The sequence below is a fragment of the Methylocystis sp. genome, assembly GCF_046349115.1.
In the GTDB taxonomy this organism is placed as follows: Bacteria; Pseudomonadota; Alphaproteobacteria; order Rhizobiales; family Beijerinckiaceae; genus Methylocystis.
Genome location: NZ_JAXMCX010000004.1, coordinates 246089 through 259805 on the forward strand (window position 1 = coordinate 246089; position 13717 = coordinate 259805).

Annotated in this window: 14 protein-coding genes and 1 pseudogene; 6 read left to right on the plus strand and 9 right to left on the minus strand. The window is 61.9% G+C overall.

Features of this window, described 5'->3' with window-relative positions:
• The first annotated feature begins 3 nt into the window (after positions 1-3).
• From U1E20_RS13050 to U1E20_RS13060, 3 genes are all read left to right on the plus strand, one after another.
• Positions 4-651, plus strand: a complete 648-nt coding sequence (locus tag U1E20_RS13050) for a TetR/AcrR family transcriptional regulator (protein WP_409981052.1) — start codon at positions 4-6, stop codon at positions 649-651.
• A 113-nt stretch (positions 652-764) separates the two neighbouring features.
• Positions 765-1598, plus strand: coding sequence for an intradiol ring-cleavage dioxygenase (locus U1E20_RS13055; protein ID WP_409981053.1), 834 nt, complete (start codon positions 765-767; stop codon positions 1596-1598).
• A gap of 45 nt (positions 1599-1643) precedes the next feature.
• Positions 1644-1787: a hypothetical protein gene (locus U1E20_RS13060; RefSeq protein WP_409981054.1), complete on the plus strand. Its 144-nt coding sequence runs from the start codon at positions 1644-1646 to the stop codon at positions 1785-1787.
• Between the two features lie 37 nt (positions 1788-1824).
• Here U1E20_RS13060 and U1E20_RS13065 read toward each other — a convergent pair whose 3' ends face one another.
• On the minus strand, positions 1825-3438 hold the full coding sequence (locus U1E20_RS13065) for a peptide chain release factor 3 (RefSeq protein ID WP_409981055.1): 1614 nt from the start codon (positions 3436-3438) through the stop codon (positions 1825-1827).
• 218 nt (positions 3439-3656) lie between these two features.
• Here U1E20_RS13065 and U1E20_RS13070 point away from each other — a divergent pair.
• Both U1E20_RS13070 and U1E20_RS13075 read left to right on the plus strand, forming a co-directional pair.
• Positions 3657-3815, plus strand: a pseudogene (locus U1E20_RS13070) (hypothetical protein); the annotation flags it as partial.
• A gap of 11 nt (positions 3816-3826) precedes the next feature.
• A complete protein-coding gene (locus U1E20_RS13075) occupies positions 3827-4426 on the plus strand; it encodes an IS5 family transposase (protein WP_409980372.1) in 600 nt (199 codons plus the stop codon).
• Here the strand turns inward: U1E20_RS13075 and U1E20_RS13080 are convergent.
• The 5 genes from U1E20_RS13080 to U1E20_RS13100 form a co-directional block, all read right to left on the minus strand.
• A complete protein-coding gene (locus tag U1E20_RS13080; RefSeq protein WP_409981056.1) occupies positions 4423-5091 on the minus strand; it encodes a hypothetical protein in 669 nt (222 codons plus the stop codon). The two genes, U1E20_RS13075 and U1E20_RS13080, sit on opposite strands and share 4 nt — an antisense overlap.
• A gap of 222 nt (positions 5092-5313) precedes the next feature.
• Positions 5314-5904 carry a DUF3501 family protein gene (locus tag U1E20_RS13085; RefSeq protein WP_409981057.1) on the minus strand — a complete coding sequence of 197 codons (591 nt, stop codon included), beginning with the start codon at positions 5902-5904 and terminating at the stop codon, positions 5314-5316.
• A gap of 152 nt (positions 5905-6056) precedes the next feature.
• A complete protein-coding gene (locus U1E20_RS13090; protein ID WP_409981058.1) occupies positions 6057-7403 on the minus strand; it encodes a heterodisulfide reductase-related iron-sulfur binding cluster in 1347 nt (448 codons plus the stop codon).
• Between the two features lie 127 nt (positions 7404-7530).
• Positions 7531-7950 (minus strand): rubrerythrin family protein, encoded by a 420-nt coding sequence (locus tag U1E20_RS13095; RefSeq protein ID WP_292529561.1) that lies wholly within the window; start codon positions 7948-7950, stop codon positions 7531-7533.
• Between the two features lie 152 nt (positions 7951-8102).
• Entirely contained in the window at positions 8103-9116 is a 1014-nt protein-coding gene (locus U1E20_RS13100) for a methyltransferase (RefSeq protein ID WP_409981059.1), read from the minus strand.
• A gap of 56 nt (positions 9117-9172) precedes the next feature.
• Between U1E20_RS13100 and U1E20_RS13105 the strand changes: the two genes are divergently transcribed.
• On the plus strand, positions 9173-9775 hold the full coding sequence (locus tag U1E20_RS13105; RefSeq protein WP_409981060.1) for a poly-gamma-glutamate hydrolase family protein: 603 nt from the start codon (positions 9173-9175) through the stop codon (positions 9773-9775).
• Here U1E20_RS13105 and der read toward each other — a convergent pair.
• The 3 genes from der to U1E20_RS13120 form a co-directional block, all read right to left on the minus strand.
• A complete protein-coding gene (gene der / locus U1E20_RS13110; RefSeq protein WP_409981061.1) occupies positions 9772-11172 on the minus strand; it encodes a ribosome biogenesis GTPase Der in 1401 nt (466 codons plus the stop codon). The two genes, U1E20_RS13105 and der, sit on opposite strands and share 4 nt — an antisense overlap.
• Before the next feature lie 37 nt (positions 11173-11209).
• Positions 11210-11992: a tetratricopeptide repeat protein gene (locus tag U1E20_RS13115; RefSeq protein ID WP_409981062.1), complete on the minus strand. Its 783-nt coding sequence runs from the start codon at positions 11990-11992 to the stop codon at positions 11210-11212.
• Positions 11993-12110: 118 nt separating this feature from the next.
• Positions 12111-13439, minus strand: coding sequence for a PQQ-dependent sugar dehydrogenase (locus tag U1E20_RS13120; protein ID WP_409981063.1), 1329 nt, complete (start codon positions 13437-13439; stop codon positions 12111-12113).
• Between the last annotated feature and the right edge of the window lie 278 nt (positions 13440-13717).

Consider the following 13717-nt stretch of genomic DNA (forward strand, 5'->3'; position numbering starts at 1 on the left):
GGATTGAGTAATCTGGATCAGGCGCGCGTCGCCTCTCGCACTGCGGAGACGACGCGCGCGGCGCTCATCAAGGCCGCGACGTCAGTCTTCGCCGAATATGGGTATGACGGAGGCTCGGTGCGGCTCATCACGCAACGGGCGACCGCCAATCAGGCCGCCGTGAACTATCACTTCGGCGGCAAGGAAGGGCTCTATCGCGAAGTGCTGCTCGCCGCGACGCGGGCCTTCGAAGAGAATGCGTTCCTGGACGCGGAAGAACTCGACGGGCTTTCGCCCGAAGACGCGTTGCGGCGCTATCTGCATCAATTCCTGCTGCCGCTCGTCAAGCGCGATCGCGTCAGCCGCTATCTGCGCATCTTCGCCTGGGAAAGCGTGCAGCCGAGCCAGGTCTTCAGCGCCTTCATCGCCAACTCATCGCCGCGCATCTTTCGCCTTGCGGAGCGCGTCGTGCGGCGTTTCCTGCCGCAAGACGCCTCTCCAGAGACCGTCACATTCGCGACGCTATGGCTGGCGCAGCAGCCGATGTTCTTCGTGCGCGAAGCCGAACGGCTGGCGCAGCCGCCATTCTCGCTGAAATTCGACGAAGACGCTCTGGAGCGCCTCGTCGATACGCTGACGAGCTTCAGCCTTCGCGGCCTTGGAAACCAGTAGATCGCTGACGCGCATCTTTTGAATTTTATTCGTTCAAATTCCTTACCCGACGCATTTTCCAAAGCGAGGCGACGTCCGCTTCGACGGAAAGCGTTCAATCGACAGGCTAAGAGATGAATGATCGAAGAGGATGGCCGGATCGGCGCGACATTCTTGGCATGATCGCCGCATTGACGACCGGAGGGGCGACGCGCAAGAGCTTCGCTGAAACGCCGACCGATGACTCGGCGCCTCCCCTGCTCGGGGCGCGGGCGTGCCTTTTGACGCCGGAAGCGGTACAGGGCCCCTATTATTTCGATCCAAAACTGGTTCGGTGCGACATTCGCGAGAACAAGACCGGCGTTCCGATCTTGTTGCGCCTCCAAATCGTCGATCAGACATGCCGACCGATCGCCGGCGCGCGAGTCGACGTCTGGCATTGCGACGCCGCTGGCCTCTATTCGAACTATGCCGGACAGGGCGACAACCGTGCGCAGCCGATCAGCACGATAGGCGAATCCTTCCTGCGCGGCTCGCAGCTCGCTGACGACGCCGGCGTCGCGACATTCAAGTCCATTTATCCAGGCTGGTATCCCGGACGCACGCCGCACATTCATTTCAAGGCGTTCCTGAACGACGCCAACATTTTGACTGGACAGCTCTTCTTCCCGGACGCGCTCAGCGAATTCATCTATCGCGACATTCGTCCCTATTCGGCGCGGACGGCCAAGCGAGACACGATGAACAAGAATGATTTCATCGCGATTGGCGCCGGACCTGGCTCCTTCGCGAGCGTCACCGAGGAAAAACAGCGCTACCTCGTCACGCTCGTAATTGGAGTTGACCCCGCCGCCCGTTCAAAAGCGTCCGCCGACATCACGCCGCAAGCGCTTGGACCGCCGACGTCCGGCGCGCCGTCGTTGCGAGACCCAAAGCGAGTCCCGCCAATCGTACCCGGAATGGACTGACGCGCCCTCTTGAAATTCGCCGCCTTTGAGCAATCGAGGACTGAAATGCAGACGCTGTGGTATGGCAGATATTATGAGGCGGTTCTGGTCGAGGCTCAACGATATCTGGAGCTAACCCAGAATCTCTTCATCATTGCGATGACGATCGCGCTCGTCGTCGTGCTCTGGGCGCTTGTCAAAGGCGCATAGGCTTCTCACCTCTTGTGAATTTCGAGCGCCCCGTCAGTCAGGCGCCTTTCTGATAATCCTTCACATCCGAGAATTTCACCGCAGGATTGCGCTCGGCGTCATAGTTGAGCTGGAACGCAGACGAACTCATGAAGACGGGCGCGCCGTCGAGATCGTCGGCGATGCTGGAGCCATTGGCGTCGATGAAGCTCTTCAGCTTTGCCGGCTCGTCCGACGCGATCCAGCGGCAGATCGTGAAGCGCGGCTGTTCATAACGCGTCTGCAATCCATATTCGGCGTCGAGACGCGTCGCCAGCACGTCGAGCTGCAAGGCGCCGACGACGCCGACGATCGGACCCGACCCGTCATGCGGGGTAAACACCTGCACGACGCCCTCCTCCGCGAGCTGCTGCAAGGCCTCGCGCAACTTCTTCGCCTTCATCGCATCGCCGATGAGAATGCGGCGCAAAATTTCCGGAGCGAAGCTCGGCACGCCGCGGAAGACAATTTCTTCTCCTTCGGTCAGCGTATCGCCGATGCGCAATTGTCCGTGATTGGGCAGGCCGACGACATCGCCCGCATAGGCTTCATCGGCGATCGAGCGGTCGCGCGCGAAGAAGAATTGCGGCGCATTGATCGGAATATTCTTGCCGGTGCGAATGAGCTTCGCCTTCATGCCGCGCGTCAGCCTGCCCGAACAGACCCGCATGAAGGCGATGCGGTCGCGATGGTTTGGGTCCATATTCGCCTGAATCTTGAAGACGAAGCCGGTCATCTTCGGCTCTTTCGCTTCAACAAGACGCTTGTCGGCCTCCTGAGCGCGCGGGCTCGGCGCATATTCGGCCATCGCGTCGATGAGATCGCGGACGCCGAAATTGCGCAGCGCGCTGCCGAAGAAAACCGGCGTCAGATGGCCTTCGCGGAAGTCTGCAAGATCGAAGGGCTTGCTGCCCGCTTCGGCGAGCGTCGCCTCATCGCGCCATTCGTCCGCGCCGCCCGGCAGCAGCGCATCGAACAACGGATCGTCGAGGCCGCTCGTCGTCAATTCTTCGGCGTCCTTGTCGAGCTGTCGGACGGTCTTCGTGGCGAATCGGTAAGTGCCGGCGAAGCTCTTGCCCGAGCCGATCGGCCATGTGATCGGCGTCGCGTCGAGCGCCAGCGTCTTCTCGATTTCGTCGAGGAGATCGAAAGGATCGCGCGCTTCGCGGTCGAGCTTGTTGATGAAGGTGACGATCGGAATGTCGCGCAGGCGGCAGACTTCGAAAAGCTTTCGGGTGCGCGCTTCGATGCCCTTGGCGGCGTCGATCACCATCACCGCGGCGTCGACGGCGGAGAGCGTGCGATAGGTGTCTTCCGAAAAGTCCTCATGGCCCGGCGTGTCCAGGAGATTGAAGACGCAGTCGGCATATTCGAAGGTCATCACCGACGTGACGACCGAGATCCCGCGCTCGCGTTCGATGCTCATCCAGTCGGAACGCGTCTGCTGGGCGTTGCGCTTGGCCTTCACCGCGCCGGCAAGCTGAATCGCGCCGCCGAACAGCAGCAGCTTTTCGGTGAGCGTGGTTTTGCCGGCGTCAGGATGCGAGATGATCGCGAAGGTGCGGCGGCGGGAGACGGGGTCTTGGATGGTAAAGCTGGTCAAGCGGACGTAACCCGTCGCGTTAGATGTCAACGAGCCTCGCCTTTAGAACTCTTTAGCCAATTGCGCCAGTCTTCCAGACCCAGCCACTTACCGGAATGGGTCCCCAGGCCAACATAAGAGGTTTTTTGTGTTTCCTAGGCCGTGTGGACGAATTGATGATTGAAGACTGCGAGGGGATTCCCTCGCGGAATCAGGCATGATTCATAGGACTCCGACTGAGTCGGAGACCAGAAGCCATGTCGACGCGGATGGACGAGGAAGACTGGGCGCATACGCTCGCGGTGTTTCGGGCCTGCCTTCCGCGCCGCGGACGCAAGGCCGAAGACGATCGCCGCTTCCTCGAAGCGCTTCATTTCTTCACGGTCGAAAACGTAAGATGGCGCGCGTTGCCGGAGCGGTTCGGACACTGGAACAGCGTATGGAAACGGTTCGACCGCTTGAGCAAGGCCGGCGTATTCGAGGCCTTCTTCGACACGCTCGCCTCCATGAGTTCGTCGGCGCATCTGATCCAGATGTTCGATTCAACCATCGTGCGCGCGCACGTGTCGGCCGCAGGCGCCAAAGGGGGCAAGAGGCGCAGGCGCTCGGGCGCTCGCGCGGCGGCTTCACCACGAAAATCCACGCGAAGTCGGACGCATCGGGCGACATCATCGCGTTCGATCTGACTGGCGGCGAGGCTGCCGACGCACCGCATTTCGAAACGTTGCTCAACATCGGCCCGGATATTCGGCCGCGCGCCGCCATCTGTGACAAGGGCTACGCCAGCAAGGCCAACCGCGCCGCGGCGAGGGCGCGCGGCATCGCCCCGGTCATCCCGCACAAAGCCAATGAGAAAGACAAACCGAAGTTCTTCGCCAAGACGCTCTACAAAGCACGCGCCCGCATCGAGCAGGGCATCGGACGCATCAAACGCTTCAAGCGCGTCGCCCTACGCTGCGAAAAGACAGCCAGAAATTTCCGATCCATCGTCAGTTTCGCCGCAGGCCTGTGCTTGATAAAATTCGTCCACACGGCCTAGGGCGCGCGTTGACCAAGGTTCAACTTCGAGAGGAAACCAGTGAAGATTGTCGGATCATAGCCGACTGCAAACCCCACGGCCGATATAACGCCAGCTATTCGAACATACTGCGAAGGGTCCACCTTAAGCAAAACCGTTTCGCTTCCACCTCCCGGAACCACAATAGAGATTCCTGCGATATATAGCAGATATATCGCAAAACTCCTTATAGCGCTGGCAATTGGCGGCTCCATCTGGTAAGCTATACTTTGTGAATTCGGGCCTTTTAAAAGGTCTTGGAGTGTTGCTCCGGCAACTGCAACATAAGAGTCCAAGCTTAACCTACTGAGAAAGCCGCCAAGCGATCCAGACAGCAATGCCAGGAAGGCGATATTCGAATATGCATATGTGATCGTGATTGCAGGTAGGTAAACCGGGAAATTGATTGCGCTCAATTTGCAAACAATATTTTGCGCGGGAACTGTAGCGCCAATGGCAAACAACCCCACCCAACCAATAAATAGTAAAATGCAAATGGACGTCTCTTTCCCCTGCAAACCTATCAAAAATTCGTACGCGCTCTTAGCTGCAGTCCGGACTGCACCGACAACTGCGCCGATGGCCGTCAATAGGTAGCGAAATAATATGCTCTGTCGGGTTCCGTCGCCATTGGTGCTTCCCGCCATGATTCTTTCTCCAAGTATTTTTAATGATAACGGTCGTCTTTCCGTGAGCTACTGAAAATTCGAATCGACCAATTCTCACATTAGAACTGCTTCGTCGACGCGCAAGCAAGCGGTTTCAGGAATGGGCGTAGGCAAGCGGAGCCAACTCCCATTCGATCCGGCGATAGAAAGCATGCAAAAAAAACCTAAGACTGGGCTTCGCCCAATAGTCCTCCGAGCCTCTTACCCGAAATCCTCCGCCAGCGCCGCGCGCGTCGCTTCCGACAGCACCGCCATATGGCTGTAGTTGGGATGCGACAGGCCCAAAATCACGCGTGCGTTCGGCGCGCTGAAGGCGGCGATTTGCGCGTCGGTGAAGGCAAAATGCACGAATTGCACGCTGCTCGCCTTGCCGGCTTCGGAGGTGCGGTCCTGATCTTCCTCGGCCTTGCCGGGGATGCGCTCGCCCGCGACTTCGATGAAGGCGGTCTCTTCGATGCCGCCGAGCTGCGCCAACACGCGGGCGCGGCGCAGCGCGTCGTCGATTTCGATCATGAAGGTGGCGATGAGTTCCCTGCCCTTCGGGATCAGCGGATTATAGGCGGCGAGTTCGTCGACGAGCTGCGCTTCGCCGCCTCTCTCAATATGCAGCATTTCCTGCACCTGCAGCCACATCGTGTCGAAATTCTCGAAGTAGAAGGTGACATAAGGCCCGACCTCCACCCGGCGATGCCGCTTGAGCGCGGTGATGCGCTTGCGATGCTCGGCGCGGCCCTTGGCGTATTCGGCCCAGGAGAGAATGTCGGCGGCGGTGAGTTGGCGACGGTCGGTCATCTTCTTGGTGCTCCAACAACCTGAGCCCTCATGCTGAGGAGCATCCAGGGGATGCGTCTCGAAGCACGAGGGCGAGGCAGCCAGTAGAAATTTTTGCTCGTCCTTCGAGACGCGAGCTTCGCTCGCTCCTCAGGATGAGGAAAAACCCAAACTTACGCGCCTGTAAGTCCGTAAGCCCGCGCCATCAGCACGATCGGATGGCCGACGCGCTCCGGCTTCGGCGTCTCGCCGCCGAGCGTTTCGATCTCCTGTTCGACATGCAGTCCGGCGAGCGGGCATTCGGAGACGATATGCTGCTTGCCGGCGCTCTGCATCTGCCGCGCGGCGGGCTTGCCGACCTTCATCGCGATGTCGAAATTGCCCTTCTTATAGCCCCAGGCGCCGCCATGGCCCGAGCAGCGCTCGACCACCGTTACGTCTGCTTCCGGAATCAGCGCCAGCAGCTCCGCACCCTTCTGGCCGATGTTCTGGGCGCGCGAATGACAGGAGACATGGAAGGCGACGCCGCCGTCAAGCGGCGTCATGCCGGCGGCAAGTCCTTCCTTACGGGCGATGTCGACGACATATTCGGACAAATCGAATGTCGCTTCGGCGAGGCGCCTGATGCTCTCATCCTCGGGCAGGATGAGCGGCCATTCGAATTTCAGCATCAACGCGCAGGACGGCACTGGCGCGACAATGTCATAGCCCTCGTCGATATAGGGCGCGAAGGCGGCGGCGACCTTTTTCGCCGCCTCGGCCACTTCTTCGATCATGCCCTGTTCGAGCTTCGGCATGCCGCAGCAGGCGGGATGCACGACTTTCGCTTCGACGCCGTTCCTGGCGAGCACGGCGAGCGCCGACATGCCGATCGACGTGTCGTTGTAGTCGCCATAGCAGGTGGCGTAGAGCACGGCCTTGCGCGCCTTCGCCGGCGCTGATTCATCGCGCGCCGGCGGATTCGCGGCGGCCTGCGCTTCAAGCGATTTGCTGGCGTATGTCGGCAGTTCGGCGTTGCGATCGATCCCCGCCGCCTTCTCCTCAAGGGAACGCATCGTCTTATTGTCGCGGCGCGTCGCCCAATTGACCGCGCCCGAGATCAGCGTCGCCCATTTGCCGTTGCGGTCGGTGTCGGCCAGCGCGCGATCGGCGGCGGACACGCCCTTCTTCTTCGCCTCGACCGCGCGGTAACGCAGAATGAGATGCGGAAAGTCGATGTTGAATTCATGCGGCGGCACATAGGGGCACTTCGTCATGAAGCACATGTCGCAGAGCGTGCAGGCGTCCACGACCTTTTTAAAGTCCGCGCTGGCGACGGTGTCGAGTTCGCCGCTTTTCGACTCGTCGACGAGATCGAAGAGCCGCGGAAAAGAGTCGCACAGATTGAAACAGCGCCGGCATGTGTGACAAATGTCGAACACCCGGCGCATTTCGGCGTCGAGCTTGGCTTCGTCATAAAAATCGGCGCTCCTCCAATCCAGCGGATGCCGGATCGGCGCCTCGAGACTGCCTTCTCTCATGATGGTCCTGTGATGCGACCGCGACCGTCATTGCGAGGCGCGTAAGCGACGAAGCAACCCAGCGGCCTCGCGGCGAGTCTGGATTGCTTCGCTTCGCTCGCAATGACGAAGCCGTTGGGCTGGCGCTTTACTTCAGCTCATCCAAAGCGCGCTGGAAGCGGCCGGCGTGCGAGCGCTCGGCCTTGGCCAGCGTCTCGAACCAGTCGGCGATTTCCTCGAAGCCCTCTTCGCGGGCCGAGCGCGCCATGCCGGGATACATGTCGGTATATTCGTGAGTCTCGCCGGCGACGGCGGCCTTGAGATTGTCGGCGGTCTTGCCGATCGGCAGGCCGGTCGCCGGATCGCCGACGGTCTCAAGAAACTCAAGATGGCCATGAGCATGGCCGGTCTCGCCTTCGGCGGTCGAGCGGAACACGGCGGCCACGTCATTGTAGCCTTCGACGTCGGCCTTTTGAGCGAAATAGAGATAACGGCGGTTCGCCTGCGATTCGCCGGCGAAGGCGGCCTTCAGATTGTCTTCGGTCTTGCTGCCCTTGAGCGTAGCCATTTATTGCCTCCGGATGTCGAGTCGGCGGGCCGGCGAGGCCCGCGACGCAGGAATTAGAATAATTCAAAACTGGCGTCTGTCCAACCCCAAATCCGCCGTCGCGACGCGGGGATTGGTCGCAGCCGCCAGGAGCGGCCGGCCTGGCGGCTCGGCTATTTGAGGGCGACCGCCATCGAATTCGGCCCGTTCAGCGGCTCGACGCGCGTGCTGGAGAAGCCAGCGTCCTTCATCCAGCCCTGGCACTCGGCGCCGGTGAAGTCGAAGCCGCCGTCGGTTTCGATGAGCATGTTGAGGCTCATCAGCAGGCCGAAGGCGTTCTCGCGGCGGTCGTCATCGATCATCGCCTCATAGACGATCAGCGCACCTCCTGCGGGCAGCGCGTCATAGGCTTTCTTCAGCAGAATCCGCTTCTGGTCGAGGTCCCAGTCGTGAAGAATATGGCCCATGATGATGACGTCGGCCTTCGGCAATTCGTCCTTGAAAAAGTCGCCGGGATAAAAGCGCAGCCGATCATTGAGCCCATTGGCGGCGACAAATTCCTCGAAGATCGGTCCGACCTGCGGCAGATCGAATCCGCCGCCGGAAAGATGCGGATGCGCCCGCGCGATGGTGACGGGGACCATGCCCTGCGCGGCGCCGACATCGACGAAGCTCTTATAATCGCGCCACGGGAATTTGTCGGCGATCGCCTGCGCCGCGCCGGCGCTGACGCCGCTCATCGCCGCCAAAAAGCCGCGCAGGCGCTTCGGATCGGCGTAAAGCGCCGCGAAGAGATCGCTCGCGTCCCGGTTTTCGCTTTGGCGGCGGCCGGTTTTCAGCGCCTCCGAGAGATGTCCCCAACTCTCGTAGAGACGGGCGTTGGCCATTTCCAGCAGGCCGCCGACATAGCTCGGCCGGCCGCGCACGAGGAAAAATTCGGTTTCCAGCGTATTGGCGTAGCGTCCGTTCGAATCGCGCTCCAAAATCTTCAACGCGACGAGCGCGTCGAGGAAGTCGCGCGCCGAACGTTCGTGCAGCCCGAGCTTCTTTGTCAGCGTCGCAAGATCGATAGGGCCGTCGGCGAGGGCGTCGAAGAGGCCAAGCTCAACCGCCGAGAGCAGCGTCTTGGCGTTCCAAAAAGACATGCCGAGAGCGAGGAGTTTTTCGGGAGAAGGCTTTGTCGTCATAATGCTTTCCCTGAGCGTGCGAGAGATCCGGCTCGTTCATCGAGGCCTTTAACCACATGGCGGACCGATACGATAGTTTCGCAACGCTCGCGGCGAATGAAATCGAAGGCGTCGATTATCGCATTCGCCTCGACGAACGCGCTTCGCCAATCGCCATCGTCGCGCCGCACGGCGGGCTGATCGAGCGCGGAACCTCGGAAATCGCGACGGCGATCGCGGCGGACCGCTTCTCGCTCTATTGCTTCGAAGGCCTGACCAAAGTCAGCGGCAAAAGCCTGCACATCACGTCGACGCGTTTCGACGAGCCGCGAGCGCTGGCGCTCGTCTCCGCCTCCGCAATCGCAATCGGCGTTCACGGCCGCAAGGATCGCGGCGACGATGCGTCGATCTGGGTCGGCGGCCTGCATGAGAGTCTGCGCGACGCCATTTGCGAAGCGCTCGCGAGCGCGGGCTTCAAGGCGAAACCAGTCGGCGAAGGCCATCGTCTCGCGGGACGCGATCCGGCCAATATTTGCAACCGGGGCCGATGCGGCGCCGGCGTTCAGCTTGAATTGCCAAGGACGTTTAGAGTTGGGCTCGCCAACGAAGCTGGCCGCTGCGCCGCCCTTGCGGCGTCGGTACGCGAAGCGCTTGAGCGCGCAGCGCCGTCGTCGGCTTAGTCCTTTCGATTCCCCGCGTAAGGATTGTCGCCCGCCTTTTTCGAAATCCTGATCGGCACGCCGGGAAGGTCGAAGGTCTTGCGCAGCCTGTTGATCAAAAAGCGCTCATAGCTTGCCGGCAATTCATCGAGCTGATTGCCGAACAGCACGAAATGCGGCGGCCGCGATTTCGCCTGCGTCATGTAGCGGATTTTAATTCGCCGTCCGGAAACCGCCGGCGGCGGCGTCTCCTCGACTTGGTTCAACAGCCAGCGATTGAGCCGCGCCGTGGCGATGCGCTTATTCCATGTTTCATGGACGGCGACGATCCCCTGCATCAGCCTGTCGAGCCCCTCCCCCGTCGCGCCTGAGACGGGAACAACCGGACAGCCGCGCAGCTGCGGCAGCAGGCGTTCGGCGTCCTCGCGCAGCTTGACGAGCGTCGCGCCGCGATCCTCGATCAGGTCCCATTTGCCTAGCGCGATGACGACGGCGCGGCCTTCGCGCGCCGCGAGGTCGGCGATCGAGAGATCCTGCTTTTCAAACGGAATCGTCGAATCGACGAGCAACACGACGACTTCGGAAAATCGCACGGCGCGCAGCGCGTCGGCGGCCGAGAGCTTTTCGAGCTTGTCGACGACGCGGGCGCGCTTGCGCAGGCCGGCGGTGTCGAAGAGCTTCATCTTGCGGTCGCGCCAAAGAAAATCGACCGAGATCGAATCGCGCGTAATCCCCGCTTCGGGTCCGGTGAGCAGCCGCTCCTCGCCGAGAATGCGATTGATCAGCGTCGATTTGCCGGCGTTGGGCCGGCCGACGACGGCGATCCGCAGCGGCTTCGTCACATCGAGGTCGCTGCCGTCCTCTTCGTCGTTCCTCGAACTCTCTTCGATGACGATGTCTTCGTCGACGGGCTCGGCGGTCTCTTCGGGGAGAGCCTCGCGCAGCGCGTCATAGAGTTCTCCCATGCCTTCGCCATGTTCGGCGGAGAGCGGCACGGGATCGCCGAGACCGAGCGAAAAGGCGTCATAGGCGCCGGCCTCGCCCGCCCTTCCTTCCGCCTTGTTGGCGACAAGGATCACCGGCTTGCCGGCGCGACGAACGAGATCGGCGAAATATTTATCGTCGGGCGTCACCCCGACTCGCGCGTCGATGAGAAAGAGAATGGCGTCGGCGGCGAGGATCGCGCTCTCGGTCTGAGCGCGCATGCGTCCTTCCAGCGTCGCGCGCGCGCCTTCTTCGAGCCCGGCGGTGTCGATGATGGTGAACCGCAGATCGGCGAGCTTGGCCTCGCCCTCGCGGCGATCGCGGGTGACGCCGGGACGATCGTCGACCAGCGCCAGCTTCTTGCCGGTCAGCCGGTTGAACAGCGTCGATTTGCCGACATTCGGCCGGCCGATGATCGCGAGCGAAAAGGACATGACTCGTTTCTCGCCGCGCCGCCGCGCCGCTTGCGCGCTACTTCGACGGCTTCACCTCGAAAGGCGCGTCGCCGGAAGACGCGGCGCCTTCCTGTTCCGGCTCGATCACCGGCGTCACGGTGACATTGCCGCTCGTCGCGCCGCCTCCCGCGGGCGCCGCCGCCGGCGCCGGCTTGGGTCCGCGCTTGGCGTGCAGCAATCCGCGATAGGCCGCGGCGCGCTGACGCATCGACTGCGGCGCGTCGCGGTCGCTCAGCAGAATGTCGAAGACTCGCTCCGCCTCGTCGAAATCATTATTGGCGAGCGCGTCGAGGCCGTTCCATTCCTGCGCCGAGAAGCGGAAGGCGCCGTTCGAGGTCATCATCGGACCGAGCGCGCGCTCCATTTTCTCGCGGCTGCCGCCATCGAGAATGATCAGGGCGGCGCGCAGCAGGGCCACTTCCTGATTGAGCTTGTCGACGTTCTTATCCTCGGCGATGGCGTTCAATTCCTCCAGCGCCAGCGCCTTGTCCTCGCGCAGCTCCGCCGCGCGGATGCGGGCGAGCGTCGCATAGCCCTTGGGTCCGTCCTTGGCGAGCGCGTCGAAGGCGGCGGCGGCTTCCTTGGCCTTCCCGTCATTGGCGAGGGCGACCGCCGCCTCGAAGCGCGCATTGGCCGCCTCCGCCGCCTTTTGGCGATTGGTCTGGTAATAGCTCCACGCGCCGGTCGCGGCGACGATCAGCACGGCGAGAATCACGATCGGCGTCTGATAGCGCCGCCAAAGCTCCGCCGCCTTGTCGCGCCGGACGTCTTCATCGACCTCGTGGAAAATATCGGACATCAGCTCCAGACCCTTGACTTAGCCCGGTAAAGCCAGGCTGGCCGCAGCCGTTAGCACAGGCGGCGGCCAAATGCGAGCGACGCCGGTCAGTTGCCGTCCTGCTCAGTTGCCGTCCTGCTTAGTCGGCGTCCTTCTTGGCGCTGACGCGCCATACCGCGCCGCCCACGTCATCGGCGACCAGCAGGCCGCCGCGCTTGTCGATGATGACCCCGACCGGCCTGCCCTGCGCTTCGCCGCGCTCGTTCAAGAAACCGGTCAGCACCTCTTTCGGCCCACCGACCGGGACGCCCTTCTCGAATTTTACGAAAATGACGCGATAGCCGACGCGGGGATTGCGGTTCCACGAGCCGTGCTGGCCGATGATGACGCCGTTCTGAAATGGCCCCAGCGCCGCCTCCGTGACGAATGTCAGGCCGAGCGAAGCCGTGTGAGAGCCGAGCGCATAATCCGGCTTGATCGCCTGTTGAACGAGTTCAGGATTCTGGGGCTGCGCGCGTGCGTCGACATGCTGGCCATAGTAGCTGTAGGGCCAGCCGTAAAAGGCCCCCTCGCGCACCCCGGTCATGTAATCCGGCACGAGATTATCGCCGAGTTCGTCGCGTTCATTCACCGCGACCCAGAGGTCGCCGGTCGCCGGATTCCAATCCATGCCGACCGGATTGCGCAAGCCGGAAGCGTAGACGCGCATGTCGGCCGTCACCGGATTGATTTCGAGAATGTCGGCGCGATTATGCTCCTCCTCCATCCCGTGCTCGGCGACATTGGAGTTCGATCCGACGCCGACGTAAAGACGGGAACCCACCGGGTCGGCGACAAGGCTCTTGGTCCAGTGCCAATTTCGTCCCGACGGCAGATCGACGAGTTTCTCCGGCGGCGCGTCGATGCGCGTGTCGCCCTCCTTATAGGGAAAGCGCACCAGCGAATCGGCGTTGGCGACATATAGCTGATTGCCGACCAGCGCCATGCCGAAGGGCGAATTGAGATTTTCCAGAAAAACCTCCTTCGTCTCGGCGACGCCGTCGCCGTCCGCGTCGCGCAGCAGCGTGATCCGGTTGGCGCTCGGCTTGTCCGCGCCGGCTTGATTCATGTAAAAGCGCATGATGAAGCCGCGAACGCCGCCGGCGCCGCCTTCTTCCGATTTCGGCGCGTCGGTTTCCGCGACAAGAACGTCGCCGTTCGGCAATTCATAGAGCCAGCGCGGATGGTCGAGTCCAGTCGCGAAAGCTTCGACGCCAAGGCCCTCTGCGGGCACGGGCTTTTCGACGCCGCGCCAACCCACCGCTGAGGCGATGTTCACATAGGGAAAGGCGCCAGTCGGATGAGGTTCGGGCAGCGTCGGATTGGGACCATATCCCGCGCTTTCCGGAAGTTCAGGCCCGCGATCGCAGGCGGCCAGCGCCATCGCGGCCAGCGCGAGAAAGATTTTCCACATAACATTCGCCGCCATTGCGTCTTCTCCCCGAGCGTCGCCGGCGAGCGTCACCCATCGACGCCCGGCGATAAAGACAAATATATCATTACGACGCCGCTAAGATGGCGCGGCAGGGGCCACTCTCAAGCCCTCGACGTCGCTATGGCGGAGCGCCGACGCCTCGAAAGGCCGGGTGCATTTATGTCGGCGTAGATGGCTGGACTTATGCGGGCGCGCTGAGCGAGCGAATTTCGAGCTAGATATTTATGTCCGCCCAAATCGCCGCATGATCGGAAGCGGCGTCTTCCTTGCGC

What these genes read in the sequence shown, in the direction of transcription:
- U1E20_RS13055 (WP_409981053.1), top strand. Translation starts at nt 765, where the DNA reads ATGAATGATCGAAGAGGATGGCCGGATCGGCGCGACATTCTTGGCATG.
- U1E20_RS13060 (WP_409981054.1), top strand. Translation starts at nt 1,644, where the DNA reads ATGCAGACGCTGTGGTATGGCAGATATTATGAGGCGGTTCTGGTCGAG.
- U1E20_RS13075 (WP_409980372.1), top strand. Translation starts at nt 3,827, where the DNA reads ATGGAAACGGTTCGACCGCTTGAGCAAGGCCGGCGTATTCGAGGCCTT.
- U1E20_RS13080 (WP_409981056.1), bottom strand. Translation starts at nt 5,091, where the DNA reads ATGGCGGGAAGCACCAATGGCGACGGAACCCGACAGAGCATATTATTT.
- U1E20_RS13085 (WP_409981057.1), bottom strand. Translation starts at nt 5,904, where the DNA reads ATGACCGACCGTCGCCAACTCACCGCCGCCGACATTCTCTCCTGGGCC.
- U1E20_RS13090 (WP_409981058.1), bottom strand. Translation starts at nt 7,403, where the DNA reads ATGAGAGAAGGCAGTCTCGAGGCGCCGATCCGGCATCCGCTGGATTGG.
- U1E20_RS13095 (WP_292529561.1), bottom strand. Translation starts at nt 7,950, where the DNA reads ATGGCTACGCTCAAGGGCAGCAAGACCGAAGACAATCTGAAGGCCGCC.
- U1E20_RS13100 (WP_409981059.1), bottom strand. Translation starts at nt 9,116, where the DNA reads ATGACGACAAAGCCTTCTCCCGAAAAACTCCTCGCTCTCGGCATGTCT.
- U1E20_RS13105 (WP_409981060.1), top strand. Translation starts at nt 9,173, where the DNA reads ATGGCGGACCGATACGATAGTTTCGCAACGCTCGCGGCGAATGAAATC.
- der (WP_409981061.1), bottom strand. Translation starts at nt 11,172, where the DNA reads ATGTCCTTTTCGCTCGCGATCATCGGCCGGCCGAATGTCGGCAAATCG.
- U1E20_RS13115 (WP_409981062.1), bottom strand. Translation starts at nt 11,992, where the DNA reads ATGTCCGATATTTTCCACGAGGTCGATGAAGACGTCCGGCGCGACAAG.
- U1E20_RS13120 (WP_409981063.1), bottom strand. Translation starts at nt 13,439, where the DNA reads ATGGCGGCGAATGTTATGTGGAAAATCTTTCTCGCGCTGGCCGCGATG.